The 20,217-nt window shown below is 64.1% G+C and carries 18 protein-coding genes; 12 read left to right on the plus strand and 6 right to left on the minus strand.

All coding sequences use genetic code 11. From position 1 onward, the window contains the following. Window positions 1-15: 15 nt before the first annotated feature. Window positions 16-1,176, minus strand: coding sequence for an aminotransferase class V-fold PLP-dependent enzyme (locus tag AC0L2F_RS11580; protein WP_179950114.1), 1,161 nt, complete (start codon window positions 1,174-1,176; stop codon window positions 16-18). A 234-nt stretch (window positions 1,177-1,410) separates the two neighbouring features. Between AC0L2F_RS11580 and AC0L2F_RS11585 the strand changes: the two genes are divergently transcribed. Beyond that, a complete protein-coding gene (locus AC0L2F_RS11585) occupies window positions 1,411-2,208 on the plus strand; it encodes an IclR family transcriptional regulator (RefSeq protein ID WP_473248441.1) in 798 nt (265 codons plus the stop codon). A gap of 136 nt (window positions 2,209-2,344) precedes the next feature. On the opposite strand, the gene AC0L2F_RS11590 is transcribed toward AC0L2F_RS11585, so the two are convergent. Further along, window positions 2,345-3,508, minus strand: a complete 1,164-nt coding sequence (locus AC0L2F_RS11590; RefSeq protein WP_007609083.1) for a patatin-like phospholipase family protein — start codon at window positions 3,506-3,508, stop codon at window positions 2,345-2,347. A gap of 230 nt (window positions 3,509-3,738) precedes the next feature. Here AC0L2F_RS11590 and AC0L2F_RS11595 point away from each other — a divergent pair, with 230 nt between their 5' ends. The 3 genes from AC0L2F_RS11595 (at window position 3,739) to AC0L2F_RS11605 (ending at window position 7,073) form a co-directional block, all read left to right on the plus strand. Beyond that, window positions 3,739-4,521, plus strand: a complete 783-nt coding sequence (locus AC0L2F_RS11595; RefSeq protein WP_473248442.1) for an acetoacetate decarboxylase — start codon at window positions 3,739-3,741, stop codon at window positions 4,519-4,521. A 109-nt stretch (window positions 4,522-4,630) separates the two neighbouring features. Then, window positions 4,631-5,647 (plus strand): transporter, encoded by a 1,017-nt coding sequence (locus AC0L2F_RS11600; protein WP_473248444.1) that lies wholly within the window; start codon window positions 4,631-4,633, stop codon window positions 5,645-5,647. 22 nt (window positions 5,648-5,669) lie between these two features. Beyond that, window positions 5,670-7,073 (plus strand): carbohydrate porin, encoded by a 1,404-nt coding sequence (locus AC0L2F_RS11605; RefSeq protein WP_473248445.1) that lies wholly within the window; start codon window positions 5,670-5,672, stop codon window positions 7,071-7,073. Here AC0L2F_RS11605 and AC0L2F_RS11610 read toward each other — a convergent pair. The 3 genes from AC0L2F_RS11610 to AC0L2F_RS11620 all read right to left on the minus strand — a co-directional run bounded on the left by AC0L2F_RS11610 (window position 7,070) and on the right by AC0L2F_RS11620 (window position 10,579). Beyond that, a complete protein-coding gene (locus AC0L2F_RS11610; protein WP_473248446.1) occupies window positions 7,070-8,365 on the minus strand; it encodes an MFS transporter in 1,296 nt (431 codons plus the stop codon). The two genes, AC0L2F_RS11605 and AC0L2F_RS11610, sit on opposite strands and share 4 nt — an antisense overlap. A 107-nt stretch (window positions 8,366-8,472) precedes the next feature. After that, the gene (locus tag AC0L2F_RS11615) at window positions 8,473-9,669 is read right to left on the minus strand and encodes an acetyl-CoA C-acyltransferase (protein ID WP_473248447.1); all 1,197 of its coding nucleotides are present in this window, start codon (window positions 9,667-9,669) and stop codon (window positions 8,473-8,475) included. A gap of 139 nt (window positions 9,670-9,808) precedes the next feature. Then, window positions 9,809-10,579: an enoyl-CoA hydratase gene (locus AC0L2F_RS11620; protein WP_007609097.1), complete on the minus strand. Its 771-nt coding sequence runs from the start codon at window positions 10,577-10,579 to the stop codon at window positions 9,809-9,811. 151 nt (window positions 10,580-10,730) lie between these two features. Here AC0L2F_RS11620 and AC0L2F_RS11625 point away from each other — a divergent pair, with 151 nt between their 5' ends. Together AC0L2F_RS11625 and AC0L2F_RS11630 are read left to right on the plus strand one after the other, a co-directional pair. Continuing rightward, on the plus strand, window positions 10,731-11,270 hold the full coding sequence (locus AC0L2F_RS11625; protein WP_007609099.1) for a PaaI family thioesterase: 540 nt from the start codon (window positions 10,731-10,733) through the stop codon (window positions 11,268-11,270). Window positions 11,271-11,329: 59 nt separating this feature from the next. Further along, complete coding sequence (locus AC0L2F_RS11630; protein ID WP_007609104.1) at window positions 11,330-11,950, plus strand: TetR/AcrR family transcriptional regulator; 621 nt, start codon at window positions 11,330-11,332, stop codon at window positions 11,948-11,950. 151 nt (window positions 11,951-12,101) lie between these two features. Here the strand turns inward: AC0L2F_RS11630 and AC0L2F_RS11635 are convergent, their stop codons facing one another. Next, on the minus strand, window positions 12,102-13,010 hold the full coding sequence (locus AC0L2F_RS11635; RefSeq protein WP_007609106.1) for a LysR family transcriptional regulator: 909 nt from the start codon (window positions 13,008-13,010) through the stop codon (window positions 12,102-12,104). Between the two features lie 101 nt (window positions 13,011-13,111). Here AC0L2F_RS11635 and AC0L2F_RS11640 point away from each other — a divergent pair, with 101 nt between their 5' ends. From AC0L2F_RS11640 to AC0L2F_RS11665, 6 genes are all read left to right on the plus strand, one after another. Further along, window positions 13,112-14,608: a CoA-acylating methylmalonate-semialdehyde dehydrogenase gene (locus AC0L2F_RS11640; RefSeq protein ID WP_473248448.1), complete on the plus strand. Its 1,497-nt coding sequence runs from the start codon at window positions 13,112-13,114 to the stop codon at window positions 14,606-14,608. A gap of 133 nt (window positions 14,609-14,741) precedes the next feature. After that, entirely contained in the window at window positions 14,742-15,887 is a 1,146-nt protein-coding gene (locus tag AC0L2F_RS11645) for an isobutyryl-CoA dehydrogenase (protein ID WP_473248449.1), read from the plus strand. Beyond that, window positions 15,884-16,951 (plus strand): enoyl-CoA hydratase/isomerase family protein, encoded by a 1,068-nt coding sequence (locus tag AC0L2F_RS11650; RefSeq protein ID WP_473248450.1) that lies wholly within the window; start codon window positions 15,884-15,886, stop codon window positions 16,949-16,951. The genes AC0L2F_RS11645 and AC0L2F_RS11650 overlap by 4 nt, the downstream gene beginning before the upstream one ends. A gap of 28 nt (window positions 16,952-16,979) precedes the next feature. Continuing rightward, entirely contained in the window at window positions 16,980-17,867 is an 888-nt protein-coding gene (gene mmsB, locus AC0L2F_RS11655; RefSeq protein ID WP_473248451.1) for a 3-hydroxyisobutyrate dehydrogenase, read from the plus strand. Between the two features lie 132 nt (window positions 17,868-17,999). Then, window positions 18,000-19,718 (plus strand): AMP-binding protein, encoded by a 1,719-nt coding sequence (locus tag AC0L2F_RS11660; RefSeq protein ID WP_473248452.1) that lies wholly within the window; start codon window positions 18,000-18,002, stop codon window positions 19,716-19,718. After that, window positions 19,719-20,198, plus strand: coding sequence for a MaoC family dehydratase (locus tag AC0L2F_RS11665; RefSeq protein WP_007609115.1), 480 nt, complete (start codon window positions 19,719-19,721; stop codon window positions 20,196-20,198). The last annotated feature ends 19 nt before the right edge of the window (window positions 20,199-20,217 follow it).

Below are 20,217 nucleotides of genomic sequence, written 5' to 3' on the forward strand. Positions count from 1 at the left end.
CATCGTTTGTCAAATTCAAGCTGCAACCGAAGGGCGTCCGAGCCCTCGCCGGCGAATGACGTCGATCAGGCGATCGATATCCGTCGCGGTGTTGAACATGCCGAGCGAGACGCGGATGCCGTCACGTTCGGGCGAAACCCGCACGCCGTTCTCCTCGAAATGCCCGAGCCAGTCCGCTGCGGGCAGGGCGATGACGTAGATGTGCGGAGCGCGGTGTTGTCGCTCGTGCGGGCCAACCAGGCGGACGTCCAATTCGTCCAGGCGCGCGATCAGGTGATCGCCGAGGTCGAAGCAGTGGTTCTGGATGTTCTGCACCCCGATCTGCTCGATCATGTCGAGGGAAGCACCCAGAGCATGGATCGCGGGCAGATTGAAATTGCCAAGTTCAAAGCGCCTGGCGGTCGCAGAGGGCGCCATTTTGTCGGGACGCGCGATGAGGTCGCTGGGGATATCGGCGAGGCTCGCGGCCGCCATATAGGTCGGTTCCAGCTCTCGAAGGGATTTGTCCCAATAGAGAAGCCCGAGGCCTTGCGGAACGAGCAATCCCTTGTGGCTGCCGGAGCCGATGAAGCTGGCGCCGATCGCCTTCGCATCAACAGGTACGACGCCGATCGCCTGCATCACATCGACGACAAAGTAGAGCTTCTTCCTGGCGCACATCGCGCCGACGCTCTCGATGTCAAAGCGGTGACCGGCATGGAAGGTCACATGCGACATCGAGATTGCGCGCGTCTTGTCGTCAATGAAGGGAGCAAAGCTGTCGGCATCGACGATATCCGTCATCGGAATGAAGCGAATTTCGACGCCCTTCCGTTGCAGATTGAGGAACGCGTAGGCGTTGTTCGGATGATCGCCGTGGACCATCAGGACATTGTCACCGGCCTGGAGCGGCAATGCGTTTGCCGCGATGTTCATGCTTTCCGACGTGTTTTTCGTGAAGGCGATCTCATCGGCAGTCACGCCGAGAAAGCGAGCGACCTTGGCGCGGGTCTGCTCCACCCGGTCGAGCCAGACGCTCTTCGGGCCAGCCGTCTCGAAGCCCTCGCGAAGGAAGAGCTCGATCGCGGCTCTCACCGGGCGCGCGAGCGGCGTTTGAAATCCCGAGTCCAGATAAACCATCCGTTCAACGGCAGGGAATTCCTTCCTCACGGCGTCCACGTCGTAGTGACGAGACATACACATCTCCTGTTGAGCGCGCCGTCGGACTTGGCGGTCGGCCATGCGACGAAGCGACATTTCGAAACGGCGAGACCGCGCTGCACAAGTTCTAGTCAATCGCCGACAGCGCCAAGAATATGAGCTTTCCGGAGTTGGACAAATGGAATTGTCGAATATCAATAGATTTTATTCCGAAAAATGATAATTATTGGACTGGAGTGTATTTTGCTGCCAATCCCAACCGGTAGGGAAATGACGAAGCAAGTTGAGAGGGATGGACCCTTGGACCGCGCCCTCGCGATCGTTCGGCATGTGGCTGACCAACGCAAAGCCGTCTCAGCGGCAGAGATCGCCAAGGCTCTCTCGCTGCCTCTTCCAACGGCGCACAGGTTGATCGGAAATCTTGAAGGCCGCGGACTGCTTCAGAAGGCGTTGGGGACCAAGCGTTACGTTGTGGGTAATCAACTCGTCACGCTATCCGCGACTGTGATCGGCGCGGCCTTCCGCACAGCGCGGCGGCACGCGGTGCTTCGAGCGGTCGCGGCAGAAATCGGTGAACAATGCGAGATCGGCGTCGTGCGCGATAATTCCGTCGCCTATGTGGACAGCGTTCGCGTTTCGGAGCCGCAAGGTCTTCAGTTCAATCCGGGAGAAGCGGCGCCGCTACACTGCACGTCCACCGGAAAGATCTACATGAGCGGATTGCCCGAGCGGACGCGGGTGAAGCTGTGCCACGCACTCGCTCTGATCAAATTCACTGAAACGACGATTGTCGATGTCCACGCGCTAATGAAGGTGCTCGAAGAGACGCGGCAGCGCGGCTGGGCCAAAACGAACGAAGAGTACGTGAAAGGCGTGGTGGGGTGTGCCGTGCCCATCCTGTCCCCGGATCGAGAGCTGATCGCTTGCCTGGGCGTCTCCGTGCCGGTGGCACGCGTCAGCTTCGTCGAGTTGGACCGGTTCATAGGCCCGCTGCAAAAGGCTGCCGCTCTGCTGTCGGAGACCATTTTGCAGGTTGATGGCGATGATGACGCAGATGCCCGACGATGACATCCTGCTCCTGTTTTGCCCGACGAGTCAAATCGTTTTCGGTAAAGCGTAAGTCATTGATTTGCCACGCCCCGGCTACTGTGCATGGGGTTGTTTTCGCACTTTTTGTTTGAGCGCGCCCCGCGGGGCGCGTTGCTCACGCGCTTTCCGTCTCCCGGTGCACATCGTGCACCACCAGCCCCATGCCTTCGTCGGGCATCTTGATCCAGTCGCGGCGCTTGAGGGTGCGCTTGGTGTCTTCGTAGCCGGAGGTCCAGTGCTCGCGCATCGAGGTGCCCGAGAATTCGTGGTCCTTGGCGTCGCCTTCATAGGCCTTCTGCTGGTAGATCAGATGCAGGATCGCGATCTCCGGCATGTGGCGCAGGCTCGACTTGAGTTTGCGCTCCTCCTCGGAGAGCTGCTCGTCGGGCAGCTTCGCCAGGGCCTTGTAGAGCAGGACCTTGAGGTTGTGGGTGCGGCGGTAGACGTCGGTGTTGTGGCGGGTGCGCGAGGAATACATGATGTCCTTGTGGCGGGCCATCACGTCCTGGATCGAGCGCGGCAGCACGCCCCGCGCGCTGAACAGGTCGACCTGGAACACCAGCGAATTGAGCGCGTCCTCCTGGTCGAGCAGGTGCTGGAGCGGCGTATTGGAGACGATGCCGCCGTCCCAGAAATGATCGGTGCCGATCCGTACCATCGGCAGTGCCGGGGGCAGGGCGCCGGAAGCCATGATGTGCTCCGGCTCGATCTCGTCATGGGAATTGTCGAAATAGATGAAATTGCCGGAGAGCACGTTCACGGCGCCGACTGCGAAGCGAACCTTCTTCTCGTTGATGAGGTCGAAGTCGACGAGTTCGAGCAGGCTCTCCTTCAGCGGCATCGTGTCGTAATAGCTGGTGGCGGTCCGGGCTCCGACCGGGCTGAGCCATGGATTGACTTGATGCGGGCTGAAGAAGCCCGGCTGGCCCATCGCCGACGTCATCCAGGCGCTGGTGAGATTGCGCCACTGGCGAAAGATGTCGCCGTCAGGCGTGTAGTGCCAGATCTTGCGGTTGGTGATGCGCTCCCAGAAAATGCGCAGCGCCTCGAGCCGCTTCTCCGGCTTGTTGCCGGCGATGATGGCGGAGTTGATCGCGCCGATCGAGACGCCGCAGACCCAGTCGGGCTCGATGCCGGCCTCGTGCAGCGCCTGGTAGACGCCGGCCTGATAGGCGCCGAGCGCGCCGCCACCTTGCAGCACCAGCGCGACGCGGTCGCAGCGCTCGGGCCGCCAGCCTCGTGAAGAAGGCTGATGTGTCTGATATGTGCGGGCGTCCATGGTCGGTGCTCCCTGTTTCGCCGAACGATTGCGTCCGGCGGTGACGGCGTAATGACAATTCTGGCGCGGATGCATCGCTTGCATGCACCATGATCGCCTTGGGAATGGCTGCGGTCGTGCGGCTGACGGAAATCCTTCACATCGCAGTCAATGACGGCGGCTAGCACTCTGCATCGCCGCCTGACGCTGCCGGGCGGGCATCACATGAGCGCTACAAGAGGAGACCAGCGATGCGCAGGGAAGAGTTGCTGAGACTTCCGTCGATGCCGGCGGCCGGGCCGAGCTATCCGGCCGGGCCCTATCGCTTCGTCAACCGCGAATTCCTCGTCATCACCTACGAGACCGATCCGGACCTCATCCGCGCCGGCCTGCCTGAGCCGCTGGAGCCGATCGATCAGCCGATCGTGCATTACGAATGGATCAGGATGCCGGACTCCTCCGGCTTCGGCAGCTACACCGAGTCCGGCCTCGTCATCCCCGCGCGCCTGCACGGCGAGGAGGTCAACTTCGTCTCGCAGATGTATCTGGACGATGATCCGCCGATCGCCGCCGGCCGCGAGATCTGGGGCTTTCCCAAGAAATACGCGCATCCCAAACTCGAGATCGTCAAGGACACGCTGACGGGCACGCTGGAATATGCCGGCCAGCTCGTCGCCATGGGCACGATGGGCTACAAGCACGAGAGCATGGCCGGCAACGGCGATCTGACCCGGACGACGCTGTCGAAGACGCAGATCAATTTGAAGATGATCCCCGGCGTCGACGGCCGCCTCGAGATCTGCCAGCTCGTCGCGATCAACCTCATCGACATCGTGCCGAAGGGTTCCTGGATGGGGCCCGGCCGGCTGCATCTGGTGCCGCATGTCAACGCGCCCGTCGCTGATTTCCCGGTCCGCCGCTGCCTCGGCGCGCATCATTACATCGCCGACCTGACGCTGCCGTTCGGCCGCGTCGTGCACGACTACATCAGGGAAGCCGAGGCGGCGGCCTCGACGGCGCTGGCGGCCGAGTAGGGCGTCATCATCAAACTGTAACAATGCCGTAATTGAGTACCCGCGTGGGTCCGGAAGAGGCGTCAGCCATCTTCCGGAGCGGGGCATTCGTTGACGGTTGGGGTTGGTCATGGCTGAGCCGGCAAAGCGTGTCAGCGCGATATCGGATTCCGTGTCTGGCATTCCCGGCCTGGTGTGGGCGTTCCGCCTCCACAGCGACGGCGGTGCCGAAGCGCTGCCGATCGACCAGCCGATCGAGTTCAGTCACGACGGCCGGCTCTGGCTGCATTTCAACCTCACGGACACGCGTTCACGGCCGTGGATCGCCGCGTCACAGCTGCCGCCGCTTGCGCGCGAGCTCTTGCTGTCCAACGACACCTTCCAGCAGCTTCACGTCATCGATCACTGCATCTACGGCGTGTTCTCCGACCTCGTACGCGACATCGGCAGCGCGACGGAGGAGACCGCGTTCCTGCGCTTCGCCATGACCGAGCGGCTCCTGATCAGCGGCCGCCATCAGGCGCTGTGCTCGGCGGACGCGACACGCCGGGTGCTCGAAGGCGGCTACCGCGTCGACAATGTCGCCCATCTCCTCGAAAAGATCGTCGACGAGGTCGCCGACACGCTTGATAGGATGGCCGACAAGCTCGGCCAGGAGATCGACGAGATCGAGGAGCGGATTCTGGCCGACGACGCCAAGCCGGAGATGCGCCGCAATCTCGGCCGGCTGCGCCGGACCTGCGTCAGGCTGCATCGCCAGCTCACCGGCCTGCGTACGCTGTTCCATCGCCTCGACCAGAAGAACACCGACCACCTGTCGCCGGACCTGCGTATCCAGGCCGGCAAGCTGGCGCAGCGGCTGGACGGCCTTGACCACGATATCGTCGAGCTGCGCGAACGCAGCCGCCTGCTCGAGGAGGAGCTGCGTTTCAAGAACGAGGAGCAAAGCAACAACCACCTCCACACGCTATCGATCGTCACTTCGCTGTTGCTGCCGCCGACGCTGATCACCGGTATCTTCGGCATGAACACCAAGGGCCTGCCGCTGACCGATGTCGAGAGCGGATTTTTCTGGGCGGCGCTCCTGATGGCCTCGTCGGTCGGTGCGGCCTATCTCTTCATGCGGCGTAGCGGCATCTTCAAATAGCGTACGCCAGCCGGTATCAGCCGTGATCGCGAGTGCACATCGATTTTTGCTGCGATATGCGGCTGCCATTGCGCTGGCCTGGACAGTGGCAGGCACGAGCGCGTTCGCTGGCGCCAAAGACGAAAGCGCGGCGGGGTGGCTCGCTCCGAAATGGTTCAACGACTGGCATGACGGCCTCGCCGACAAGGGCCTGAATTTCGGCGCCACCTACATCGCCGACAACATCGGCAATGTGTCGGGTGGCGTTAAGCGCGGCGCCATCCATTTCGGCCGGCTTGATCTGTCGGTCGATGCCGATCTCGACAAGCTGGTCGGCTGGACCGGTGGCCGCTTTTACGCCAATGCCTTCGTGATCTACGGGCGAGGTCTGAGCCGCAACTACGTCATGAATCTCGCCACCATCAGCGAAATCGAGGCGCTGCCGGACCAGCGGCTCTACAATGCCTATTTCGAGCAGAGCTTCTTCAACGACCGCTTGAACATCAGGGCCGGCCAGCAGGCCGCCGATGTCGAGTTTTTCGACAGCCAGACCGACGATCTCTTCATCAACGGCACCTTCGGCTGGCCGGCGATCAAGGCATCCAACCTTCCGGCCGGCGGGCCGGCGCCGCCGATCGCGGTGCCCGGCATTCGCATCAAGGCCGCGCTGACGGATCAGATCACGGCGTTCGGTGCTGTCTTCAACGGCGATCCGTCAGGACCTGGCGATGCAGATCCGCAGCTTCGCGACCATCATGGTCTCGCCTTTCGCGTCAACGACCCGCCGTGGGTGATCGGGCAGGTTCGCTTCAACTACGCCATCGATATCGGCGGCCGTCCGCTCGCCGGCAATGTCACGCCGGGTGCCTGGAAGCATTATGGCTCCTTCGACAGCCAGCGCTTTACGGCGGAGGGGCAGTCGATCGCCGATCCCGGCGGAAGCGGCATTCCGGCGAAGCTTCGCGGCAATTACGGAATCTTCGCGGTCATCGAGCAGGTGCTCTACCGCCCGCCGGAGGTCAGGGACAACAGCACGTCGGCCTCGCTCGCGGGTGTCACCGCGTTCGGCCGCATCGCCTACAGCCCGCCGGACCGCAACCTGATTGATCTCTATATCGACGGCGGCATCGGCTTCGTCGGTTTCGTTCCCGGTCGACCGCTCGATCGCTTCGGCGTGGCGGCGGCCTACATGCGGATCTCGAACACTGCGCGTCATCTCGACGTCGATACCCAATTCTTCACCGGCATCCAGAGCCCGGTGCGCAGCAACGAAACCCTGATCGAGATGATCTACGAAGCGCATGTCAAGCCGGGCTGGCTGGTCGCGCCGTACTTCCAATATGTGTTCCGTCCATCGGGCGGCATCCCGGACCCGAACGATTCGAGCGGTGTCGCGCGGATCGGTGACGCCGCAGTCTTCGGAGTCACCACCACGATCAGGTACTAAGCCATCGCGGCCTGCGGCTTCGGCTTCGGTTGTCGCGACAGCGTCAGCACGATCAGCGAGGCGAACACGCAGAGCGCGCCGGCGATGAAGAAGGCGGGCAGGTAGCTCTGATAGACCGTCCGCGAGAAACCCGCGCCGAAGGCGGCGGTGCCCGCGCCGAGCTGGTGGCCGGCAAAGATCCAGCCGAACACCAGATTGGCGCGCTCGGGTCCGAATTTCTGCGCGGTCAGGCGCACCGTGGGCGGCACGGTTGCGATCCAGTCGAGCCCGTAGAACATCGCGAAGATCGAGAGCCCATAGAACGAGAAATCGCTGAAAGGGAGGAAGATCAGCGAGAGCCCGCGCAGGCCGTAATACCAGAACAGCAAATAGCGGTTGTCGTAGCGGTCCGACAGCCAGCCCGACATGATGGTGCCGAAGAAATCGAAGATGCCCATCGCAGCCAACAGGCCCGCGGCCTGCACCTGGGGGATGCCGAAATCGAGGCACATCGGAATCAGATGCACCTGCACGAGGCCATTGGTGGATGCGCCGCAGACGAAGAAGGTCGCGAACAGAACCCAGAACGCGCTGCTCTTCGAGGCGTCGCGCAGCGTGCCGAGCGCCACGCCGGTGATCGAGCCGTGGCTGACCGGCGGGGCGGGCAGGGGCTCTGCGCCTTCGTCGCCGAAGGGGCGCAGGCCGACGTCGCTCGGGCGGTCGCGCATCGCGAGCAGGACCGCGAGGGCGGAAACACCGAGCGCGATGCAGACGAAGCCGAGTGCAAGCCGCCAGCCGAAGCGTTCGGTGAGGCTTGCCAGCAGAGGCAGGAACACGAGCTGACCGGTGGCGACACTCGCGGTCATGATACCGACGACGAGGCCGCGCCGCGCCGCGAACCAGCGCGTCGCGATGGTGGCGCCCAGCACCAGCGCAGTCATGCCGGTGCCGATCCCGATCACCACACCCCACAGCGCGACGAGCTGCCAGACCTCTGTCATGCCGAGCGAGAGCACCAGCGCCGAGACGACGATGAGCTGCGCGGTCAGCGTGACGTTGCGCAGGCCGTAGCGGTTGAGCAGGGCAGCCGCGAACGGCGCCATCAGCCCGAACAGGATGAAGCGGATCGACAGTGCGGAGGAGATCTCCGCCGTGCTCCAGCCGAACTCCTTCTGAAGCGGAACGATGAACACGCCGGGCGCGCCGACCGTGCCGGCGCTGATCAGCGCCGTGAGGAAGGTCACGCCGACCATCACCCAGCCGTAGTGGATATTGCGGCGTCCGAGCGTTGCCGCGAGCCAGTTCGAGATCATTGGGCCTCAATCTTGATGGGCAGGCGAGAGACCTGCGCAAGTTTGCAGAATGGCACGGGACTCGTCTGTCGAAAATGACAGAGTTCCCTCACTTCCGGACTTTCACGTCAGTGCGTCAAGCGCTCCACCGCAATCGCAGTGGCTTCGCCGCCGCCGATGCAGAGCGCCGCGATGCCGCGCTTGAGCTTTCGCGCCTCGAGCGCATGTAGCAGCGTCACGATCAGCCGTGCGCCGGTGGCGCCGATGGGATGGCCGAGCGCGCAGGCGCCGCCGTTGACGTTGAGCTTGTCGCGGGGAATGCCGAGATCGCGCTGCGCCGCCATCGCCACCACGGCAAAGGCCTCGTTGATTTCGAACAGATCGACATCGTCGGCGCTCCAGCCGACCTTGTCGAGCAGCTTGCGGATTGCCGGGATCGGCGCCGTGGTGAACCATTGCGGCTCCTGGCTGTGGGTGGCGTGGCCCTTGATCTCGGCCAGAGCCGGCAGGCCGCTGCGATCGGCGAGCGAGCGCTTCGTCAGTACCAGCGCAGCGGCGCCGTCGGCGTTGGCGGAAGAGGCCGCCGGCGTGATGGTGCCGTTGGCGCGGAACGCCGGCTTCAGCCCGGGGATCTTCGCGGGATCGACCTTCAGCGGATGCTCGTCATTGGCGACGATGCGGGGACCTGCCTTCTCGCTCAGCGTGATCGGCGCGATCTCGGCCTTGAACGCGCCGCCCTCGACCGCCTTGCGCGCGCGGCTGAGCGTTTCCATCGCATAGGCGTCCTGGTCCTTGCGGGTGAACTGATAGGCTTCGGCGGTGGCCTCGCCGAAATCGCCCATGGAGCGGCCGGTCTCGTAGGCGTCTTCGAGGCCGTCCATCATCATGTGGTCGATAATGCGGTCGTGGCCGGCGCGATAGCCGCCACGCGCCTTGGCGAGCAGATATGGCGCGTTGCTCATGCTTTCCATGCCGCCGGAGACGACGATCTCGGCCGAGCCGGCGCGAATGATATCGTGCGCCAGCATGGTCGCTTTCATGCCGGAGCCGCAGACCTTGTTGACGGTGGTGGCGCCGGTGGCGTCGGGCAGACCGGCGGCACGCGCAGCCTGGCGCGCCGGGGCCTGGCCCTGGCCCGCGGGAAGGACGCAGCCCATGAAGACCTCGTCGACCTTCTCCGGCGCAAGCTTGGCACGCTCGAGTGCCGCGCCGATCACGTGCGACCCGAGCTTGTGCGCGGCCAGCGGCGACAGCTCGCCCATGAAACGGCCGAGCGGACTGCGGACGGCGGAGACGATGACGACGGGATCGGCGGCTTCGGCCATGGGGAAGACTCCCTCAGATGTCAGAATGTAAGATTATGATCATCATATGATGCGGCGCAAAAAATGCAACCGCGTCCGGCATGAGAAATTGTCGTGGGTCAGATGAGATTTGCTCGTTCGAACGGACGGGGCGGAGAGCCTACCGTTTCCGATTCACAAACGCGCCCATCAGCCGCGTCGGCTCGTCCGTCAGGAACGACTCGCCGAAGACTTTGACGCTCAAATCCACCGACTCCGTCAGCGGCAGTTCCTCCCATTGCCGCAGCAGTGCCTTCTGCGAGCGCAGCGCCTCGGGGCCGCATTCGAGCAGGGCCTTCACGAGGTGCTCGACCTCGGCATCGAGCCCACCCTCCGGCGCGACCTTGTCGACCAGTCCCCACGCCAGAGCCGTCGCCGCGTCGATGTTCTCAGCAGTCATCACCAACCAGCGCGCGCGGGCCCACCCGATCAGGCGCGGCAGCAGCGCGGCATGGATCACCGAGGGAATGCCGACGCGCACCTCCGGCATGCCGAAATGCGCGTCATGCGCCGCGATCCGGAAATCGCAGGCGGCAGCGACTTCGAGCCCGCCGCCGAGGCACCAGCCGGGCATGCGCGCGATCATCGGGGCCGGAAAGGCGCGCACCGCCTCGCAGAGGTCGCGCAGGCGGCTGATGAAAGCTTCGGCGGACTTCTGGTCGAGCCCGGCCATCTCCTTGATATCGGCACCGCCGATCATGCTCTTCTCGCTCTGGCCGCGCAGCACCACAACCCGGATGCTGCGGTCCGACGAGAGCTGCTGCAAGCCTTTGCGCACCGCTTCGGTGACGGGCGAGCCCAAAATGTTCAGCGAGCCGGCGTTGCAGATCGCGACATGAACGACGCCGCGCGCATCGCGCGTCACGCCGCAGTGGTGGTTGAGCATTTCCATGAGAGGATCTCTGAGTTTCGTGGACGTGCGAATACGCCGGTCGGGATCACACTTCCGGGCCGAAATACATTGCTTGTCAAGCGGGCGGGGAGGGAGTTGCCAGCACGAAATCCGCAGGATAGTATGATGGAAATCATACAAAGAGGCCATGGTGACCAACATCGATCAACTCGACCTGTTTTCGCCCGTGCAGAGGCGCGAGCGGGTGGTGGAGTGGCAGGTGCCTGCGCCGGTTGCGAAAGTGGCAATGGGCCTGTCAGGCATGGACGCGATGCTAGGCATCCGCGACGGACGGTTGCCGCCGCCACCCTTTGCCAAGCTGATCGGCTTCGTCATGGCCGTGGTCGAGCCGGGCCGAATCGTCATGGAACTCGATCCGCGCGAGGACCTCGAGAACACCATCGGCCTCCTGCACGGAGCCACTGCCGCCGCGCTGATCGACACCGCCATGGGGTGTGCGATCTCGACCAGGCTGGAGTCCGGGCAGGGCTCCGTCACCCTCGATCTGAAAATGACCTTCCTGCGTCCGCTCTCGGTCCGGTCCGGGCTGATCGCAGCCGAAGGCAAGGTGATCAAGCTGGGACGCCAGACCAGCTACACCGAGGGCTTCGTGCGGGACGGTAAGGGGGCACTTGCGGTGCACGCAACGGCGACCTTTTCCATGATCGGCAACAATTTTACCGGGAATTAATGCGCCGTCCGGCCGATATCCGTGTTATTAGATGACCTCCGACATCCAATGAGATCCGCATGCGCTATTCCCGGGAACACAAGCAGGAAACCCACGACCGCATCGTGAAGAAGGCCTCCGTGCGGCTGCGCGAAAAGGGCGCCCACGGCATAGGCGTCGCCGACCTCATGAAGGAAGCGGGCCTGACCCATGGCGGCTTCTACGCCCATTTCGATTCCCGCGAGGCGCTTGTGATCGAGGCATTCGACTACGCGATGAATCGCTCGATGGAGCACTGGCGCAAGCAGTCCGATCAGGTCGCGCCGGAGAAGCAGCTTCCCCAGATCGTCGAGACCTATCTCTCGACGGTGCATCGCGACAACCCCGGTCACGGTTGCTCGATCCCCGCGCTCGGCGCCGAGATCGCCCGCGAGAGCCCGAAGACGCGAAAGGCCTTTGCCGGCAAGCTCGACGAGATGATCGAGATGATCACGGACTTCATCCCGAATCTGCCGCGCAAGGCTGCGCGCAAGCAGGCGATCGCGACCCTGGCGACCATGGCTGGCACCATGTTGCTCGCGCGCATCGCCGGCTCGAGCGAGCTATCGGACGAGGTGCTGAAGACGGGCAAGGACAGCGCGCTGGACGGCGCGCGCCGCGAGCCGAAGGCTGCGGTTGCGAAGAAGGCGAAGCAGAGTTAGCGAAAGCCAGAGGCTCCGGACGTTATCGTGAGGAGACCGCACAGCGGTCGTCTCGAAGGATGGCCGCGGGTGAGATGTGGCCTGCATGGTTCGAGACGGCGCTCCGCGCCTCCTCACCATGAGGTGAGGCAGTCGTGCTCCCCTGCAAATTCTACCTTCCCGCAAACAACGCCCGCTCGCGCTCAACGATCTCGCCGATGTAATCCGCCACCGCACGGATCCGCGCGAGGTCCTTGCTGTCGGCGTGCATCAGCATCCAGAAGGTGCGGGTGATCGAGACCTCTTCCGCCAGCACCGCAATCAGCTGCGGATAGTCGGCCGCCATGAAATGCGGCAGGACGGCAATACCGAAGCCGGCGAGCGTGGCGTTGAGTTGCGCGATCAGATTGGCGCTGCGCAACCGTGCGGAGATCTTCGGCGACACCTGCGGCAAATAGTCGAGCTCGGGCGTGAACAAGAGCTCCTCGATATAGCCGACGAATCGATGGTGCGGCAGCACCTCGCGCGAGGTGATTTTCGGGAAGCGGTCGAGATAGGCGGGCGCGGCATAGAGTCCGAGCCGGTAGTCGAGCAGCTTGCGGCCGACGATGCGGCCTTCCTTCGGCATGGTCAGGCTGATGGCGATATCGGCCTCGCGCTTGGAGAGGCTGAACAGCCGCGCGGTGGCCACAAGTTGCAGGTCGAGATCGGGATACCGGTCCGCGAACGGCGCCAGTCGCGGCGCCAGGAACGCGGTCCCAAAGCCGTCGGGGGCGCCGATCCGCACCGTGCCGGTCAGCCGCGCCACGGAGCCACCGACCTGCTCCTGGTTGGCGACGATGGTCGATTCCATGGCTTCGGCGCTGTCGGCGACGCGCTGGCCAGCCTCTGTCAGCAGGTAGCCGGTCTTGCGCCGGTCAAACAGCTTGGCCGAGAGGTGCTTCTCCAGCCGGTCGACGCGGCGGATGACGGTGGCATGGTCGACGCCGAGCTGTTTTGCCGCAGCCGAAACCGAGCCGCCCCGCACGATGGCCAGCACGAAGCGGAAGTCGTCCCAGTCGATAGCGCCTTGATCCAGCATTTTCGCACATCTATGGTGCATTATCTCAGACTTGAATCCTATAAAATGCAGGTCGATAGGATTTGTCAAAGCGTTCAAGCTCGCCTCAAGGAGACCATTCCATGCGTTCAGTCGGACATTTCATTGGTGGCAAAGAGGTCAAGGGCACCTCGGGCCGCACCGCCGACGTTTTCGAGCCGATGACCGGTGACGTCCAGGCCAAGGTGGCGCTGGCGTCCAAGGCCGAGGTTCGCGCCGCCGTGGAAAACGCCCGCGCCGCCCAGCCGGAATGGGCTGCGACCAACCCGCAGCGCCGCGCCCGCGTCATGATGAAGTTCGTCGAGCTGGTGCAGCGCGACTACGACAAGCTCGCCGAGCTGCTCGCCCGCGAGCATGGCAAGACCGTTCCTGACGCCAAGGGTGACATCCAGCGTGGCCTCGAAGTCGCGGAATTCGCCTGCGGCATCCCGCATCTGATGAAGGGCGAATACACCGAAGGCGCCGGCCCCGGCATCGACATCTACTCCATGCGCCAGGCGCTCGGCGTCGTCGCCGGCATCACGCCGTTCAATTTCCCGGCGATGATCCCGATGTGGAAGTTCGCTCCCGCGATTGCCTGCGGCAACGCCTTCATCCTGAAGCCGTCGGAGCGCGATCCCGGCGTGCCCATGATGCTCGCCGAGCTGATGATCGAGGCGGGCCTGCCGGCCGGCATCCTCAATGTCGTCAACGGCGACAAGGAAGCAGTCGACTCCATCCTCGACGATCCCGATATCAAGGCCGTCGGTTTCGTCGGCTCCACCCCGATCGCGCAATACATCTACGAGCGCGCAGCCCAGACTGGCAAGCGCTGCCAGTGTTTTGGCGGGGCCAAGAACCACGCCATCATCATGCCCGATGCCGACATGGACCAGGCGGTCGACGCACTGATCGGCGCCGGCTACGGCTCGGCCGGCGAACGCTGCATGGCCGTGTCCGTCGCGGTCCCCGTCGGCAAGTCCACTGCCGACCGCTTGATGGAAAAGCTGGTCCCGCGCGTCGAGTCGCTCAAGATCGGCACCTCGATCGATCCGTCCGCCGATTACGGTCCGCTGGTGACGCGCGAGGCGGTCGAGAAGGTCAAGGGCTATATCGACATCGGCATCAAGGAAGGCGCGACGCTCGCCGTCGACGGCCGCGGCTTCAAGATGCAGGGCTACGAGAACGGCTTCTATCTCGGCGGTTCGCTGTTCGACAACGTCACCAAGGACATGCGGATCTACAAGGAAGAGATCTTTGGTCCCGTGCTCTCGGTCGTTCGTGCGCACGATTACAAGGAAGCGCTGGCGCTGCCGTCGGAGCACGATTACGGCAACGGCGTTGCGATCTTCACCCGCGACGGCGATGCCGCGCGCGACTTCGCGGCCAAAGTCAACGTCGGCATGGTCGGCATCAACGTGCCGATCCCGGTGCCGATCGCCTATTACACCTTCGGTGGTTGGAAGAAGTCGGGCTTCGGCGATCTCAACCAGCACGGCCCGGATTCGGTCCGCTTCTACACCAAGACCAAGACGGTGACCTCGCGCTGGCCGTCCGGCGTCAAGGAAGGCGCGGAGTTCTCGATCCCGCTGATGAAGTAAGGCTGTAGCCCAGCCCGTCATTGCGAGCCCGTCATTGCGAGCGTAGCGAAGCAATCCAGACTTTCTCCTCGGACACACTGGATTGCTTCGTCGCTTCGCTCCTCGCAATGACGAGAACAGTGAGCAGCCCATCATGCAGTTCGCTCTGGACGACGATCAGATCGCGGTTCGCGACATGGCGTTGGCGTTTGCGGCGGAAAGGATCGCGCCGCACGCGCTGCGCTGGGACGAGGAGAAGCATTTTCCCGTCGAGGTCATGCGCGAGGCCGCCACGCTCGGGATGGGCGGCATCTACATCCGCGAGGATGTCGGCGGCTCCGCCATGACGCGGTTCGACGCGGCGCTGATCTTCGAGGCGCTGGCGACAGGCTGTCCGACCACCTCGGCCTTCATCTCCATCCACAACATGGCGTCCTGGATGATCGATGCCTACGGCAGCGACACCCAGCGCCACACATGGTTGCCCAAGCTCTGCACCATGGAGCTGATTGCGAGCTACTGCCTGACGGAGCCCGGCGCCGGTTCAGACGCGGCAGCGCTCCGCACCCGTGCCGTGCGCGAGGGCGATCATTACGTCCTCAACGGTCAGAAGCAGTTCATCTCCGGTGCCGGCGGCACTGATCTCTTGGTGGCGATGGTCCGCACCGGCGGCGATGGCCCGGGCGGAATCTCGACGCTTGTGATCGACGGCAAGACGCCGGGCGTCTCGTTCGGCGCCAACGAGCGCAAGATGGGCTGGAACGCGCAGCCGACCCGCGCCGTGATCTTCGAGAACGCGCGCGTGCCGGTCGCCAACCGGCTGAGCGAGGAGGGCGTCGGCTTCAAGATCGCGATGGCGGGCCTCGACGGCGGGCGCCTCAACATCACGGCCTGCTCGCTCGGCGGTGCGCAGACCGCGCTCGACAAGGCGCGCGCCTACATGAAAGAGCGCAAGGCCTTCGGCAAGCGTCTCGACGAATTCCAGGCGCTGCAATTCAAGCTCGCCGACATGGCGATCGAGCTGGAGGCTGCGCGCACCTTCCTGTGGCGCGCCGCCGCCGCGCTGGATCGCAAGGATCCGGATGCCACCATGCTCTGTGCGATGGCCAAGCGTTTTGGCACCGATGCCGGCTTCGAGGTTGCCAACCAAGCGCTCCAGCTTCATGGCGGCTACGGCTATCTCAGCGAATACGGCATCGAGAAGATCGTGCGCGATTTGCGCGTGCACCAGATCCTCGAAGGCACCAATGAAATCATGCGGCTGATCGTGGCGCGCAAATTGATCGAGGGCGCGCGATGAGTGGAGCGCAGGAGGGCGACCTGGTCGCGCGGGTCGAGGGCGCGGCCGGCATTGTCAGGCTCAACCGTCCGAAGGCAATCAATGCCGTGACGCTGGAGATGTTTCGCGACATCGACAAGGCGCTCGACCGCTTCGAAGCCGACCCCGCGATTGCCGTGATCGTGCTGGAAGGTGCAGGCGAGCGTGGCCTGTGTGCCGGCGGCGACATCCGTGCGCTCTGGGAGAGCTCGAAGGTCGACGGCGACCTCGGCAAGATCCTGTGGCGGGAGGAGTACATCCTCAATGCCCGGATCAAGAAATTCCCAAAACCCTATGTCGCCTTCATGGACGGCATCGTGATGGGGGGCGGCGTCGGACTCTCGGCGCATGCGAGCCATCGAATCGTGACCGACCGCACCAGGCTCGCGATGCCCGAGGTCGGGCTCGGTTTCTTTCCCGACGTCGGCGGCACCTGGCTGTTGTCACGCTCGCCGGGCGAGATCGGCACTTATTTCGGCCTGACTGGCCAGACCATGAACGGCCCCGATGCGATCCATGCGAAGTTTGCCGACGCGGTGGTGCCGGCGGCCAAATGGCCGGACTTGCGCGACGCGCTGACCAAGGTTCGCCTGGGCATCACCGCGGCCGATGTCAGCAAGCTCATCAACGGTTTTGCGACGGGGGAGACCGTGGGGCCGGTCGCCGCAAGGGAGCCGGCGATCGACGCACTGTTCGGCTTCGACCGCATGGAAGACATCTTTGCCGCGCTCAAGCGTGACGGTTCCGAGTTCGCGCTCACGACATTGAAGACGCTCAACGAAAAATCGCCGCGCGGCATGGTGGTGACGCTCAAGTTGCTGCGGCTCGCGCGCACCGCGTCCAGCCTGGAAGAATGCCTGGTGCGCGAATATCGCGCTGCGCTGGAAGTCTTCCGCAGCGACGACTTTCGCGAAGGCGTGCGTGCCGCCGTGATCGACAAGGACCGCAATCCGACCTGGTCGCCGTCGCGGATCGAGGACGTCACGCCGGACATGCTCGCGCAGTATCTCGCCGAGATCGGCGCCGACGAACTGAAGTTCAATTAACAACGTCTTTGAAGCGGAGGAAACCAAGATGGCCACGATCGCATTCATCGGTCTCGGCAACATGGGCGGTCCAATGGCCGCCAATCTGGTCAAGGCCGGCCACAAGGCCGTTGCCTTCGACCTCGCCGAGACCTCCCGCAACCAGGCCAAGGCCGACGGTGCCGGCATCGCCGAGAGCGCGGCGGGCGCCGTGAAAGGCGCCGATGTGGTCGTCACCATGCTGCCGGCCGGCAAGCATGTGCTCGGCGTGTGGGGCGAGGTCGTCCCTGTCATGACCAAGGGTGCGTTGATCATCGACTCCTCCACCATCGACGTCGAGAGCGCGCGCCAGGCGCATGCGCTGGCGGCCAAGCACGGGGTGCTTTCGGTCGACGCGCCGGTCTCCGGCGGCACCGGCGGCGCCAAGGGTGCGACGCTCACCTTCATGTGCGGCGGCGAGGACAACGCGTTCGCAGCGGCAAAGCCCGTGCTGGAGAACATGGGCAAGAAGATCGTGCATTGCGGCGGTGCCGGCGCGGGCCAAGCGGCAAAGATCTGCAACAACATGATCCTCGGCATTTCCATGATCGCCGTGAGCGAGGCGTTCGCGCTGGCCGAGAAGCTCGGGCTCTCGCACCAGGCGCTGTTCGACGTCGCCTCGACCTCGTCGGGCCAGTGCTGGTCGCTGACGACCTATTGCCCGGTGCCCGGGCCAGTGCCGACCTCGCCCGCCAACAACGACTACAAGCCGGGCTTTGCCTCGGCGCTGATGGTGAAGGATCTGACGCTGGCGCAGGACGCCGCCAAGGCCGCGGGCGCGGCGACGCCGCTCGGCAAGCATGCGCAGGAAATCTATCAGTCATTCGACGCAGCCGGCCACGGCGGGGTGGATTTTTCCGGAATTATCAAGCACGTTCGCAGCCTCGCTGAGAAATAGCGATGCTTTGCTCGTAGCCGGGATGGAGCGAAGAGAAATCCGGGACAGCCGCTTCCAATTGCCTAGCTGGCCCCGGATTGCGCTTCGCTCCATCCGGGCTACGCTCGAAGGTCAATTCGACGGGCTCTCACCATGACGACATTTCAGGAAGCGCGCGCGTTTCTACTTCATAACCGCACGGACTACGAGACAGCGGTCAAGGGCTTCCGCTGGCCCGATCCGGTTCCCTTCAACTGGGCGCTCGACTGGTTCGACGCCGAGCTGGCGGCGAATGCGGACAGCAAGGATCGTCCTGCGCTCTGGATCGTCGATGCCGCGCAGGACCGGCAGACCAAGCTCTCGTTCGCGGCGTTGTCGCGCCGCTCCAACCAGGTCGCGAATTTCCTCCGTGCGCAAGGCTTGAGGCGCGGCGATCATCTCCTGCTGCTGCTCGGCAATGTCGTTCCGCTGTGGGAGACAATGCTGGCGGCGATCAAGCTTGGCGTCGTCGTGATTCCCGCAACGACGCTGCTCACCGCCGACGAGCTGCGCGACCGGCTCGATCGCGGCAAGGCGAAGGCTGTGGTGGCAGCGCAGGACCAGGTTGCGAAGTTCGCAAGCCTTGGCGCCGACAATATCGTCCGCATCGTCGTGGGCGAGGCCTCCGATGGCTGGCTTTCCTATGATGAGGCGGCAAAGGCGTCGGAGAGCTTTGCCGCCGACGGCCCGACCAACGCCGACGATCCGATGCTGCTCTATTTCACCTCGGGCACTACGGCAAAGCCAAAGTTGGTGCGGCACAGCCAGCGCAGTTATCCCGTCGGCCATCTCTCGACGATGTACTGGATCGGGTTGAAGCCCGGCGACGTCCATCTCAACATCTCCTCGCCCGGCTGGGCCAAGCACGCCTGGAGCTGCTTCTTCGCGCCGTGGAATGCGGGCGCGACCGTCTTCGTGGTCAACCAGCCGCGCTTCGACGCCAAGGGCCTGCTTGCCACCATCGGCCGCTGCGGCGTCACCACGCTGTGCGCGCCGCCGACGGTGTGGCGGCTGTTCATCCAGGAGAACCTGGCGTCATTCAAGGTGGCCTTGCGCGAGGTCTGCGGCGCCGGCGAGCCGCTCAATCCGGAGGTGATCGACCAGGTGCAGGCCGCCTGGGGCCTCACCATCCGCGATGGTTACGGGCAGACGGAAACGACAGCGCTCGCCGGCAACTCGCCGGGGCAAAAGATCAAGGTCGGCTCGATGGGCCGGCCGCTGCCGGGCTATCGCGTGCAGGTCAGCGACGCCGATGGTCATCCGGCCAAGGAGGGCGAGGTGGCTCTGGTGCTCGGCGAAAGCCGCCCCGCCGGCCTGATGCAGGGCTATCAAGGCGACAACGGTGGGCTGTCCGGGGCCGAAGGCGAGCTTTATCGCAGCGGCGACGTCGTGTTCGAGGACGATGATGGCTATCTCACCTTCGTCGGCCGCTCCGACGACGTGTTCAAATCCTCCGACTATCGCATCAGCCCGTTCGAACTCGAGAGCGTGTTGCTCGAGCACGAGCTCGTCGCGGAAGCCGCCGTGGTACCAAGCCCGGATCCGATCCGGCTGGCGATTCCCAAGGCCTTCGTGCTGCTGGCATCCGGCGCGGAGCGCTCGTCGGAAACCGCGCTCTCCATCTTCAGGCATCTGCACGCGCGCCTGGCGCCGTTCAAGCGCATCCGCCGCCTCGAGATCGTGACGGAGCTGCCGAAGACGATATCGGGAAAGATCCGCCGCGTTCAGCTCAGACGTCTCGAGCGCGACGACGACCGCAACGATCCCCTGCGCGGTCGGGAATTCCGCGAAGAGGATTTTCCGGAACTGCCGAAAACACGGAGCGAGACCTAAGTGAACGAAGTCTGGAAGAAGCCGCCGATTTCCTTGGACGCCTATCAGGCCATGGTCGGCAAGGAGATCGGCGTGTCGTCGTGGCACCTGGTCGATCAGCCCCGCATCGACACCTATGCCGATGTGATCGAGGATCACCAGTTCATTCACGTTGATCCGGAGCGTGCGAAGAAGGAAACGGCGTTTGGCACCACCATCGCGCACGGTTTCCTGACGATGTCGCTGCTGTCGATCATGTCCTACGAGGTGATGCCCGTCATCGCGGGCACCACGATGGGGGTCAATTACGGTTTCGACAAGCTGCGCTTCATCTCGCCGGTGCGCTCGGGCAAGCGCGTTCGCGGCCGTTTCGTGCTGGCGGAAGCCAAGCTGCGCAAGCCTAATGAATTGCAGTCCCGCACCAACGTCACTGTGGAGATCGAAGGCGAGGACAAGCCCGCGCTGGTCGCGGAGTGGCTGGGGTTGATCTATTTCGCCTGAGGCGGGCCGGGCTTGACCC

The sequence above is a fragment of the Bradyrhizobium sp. Ken64 genome (assembly GCF_055807555.1).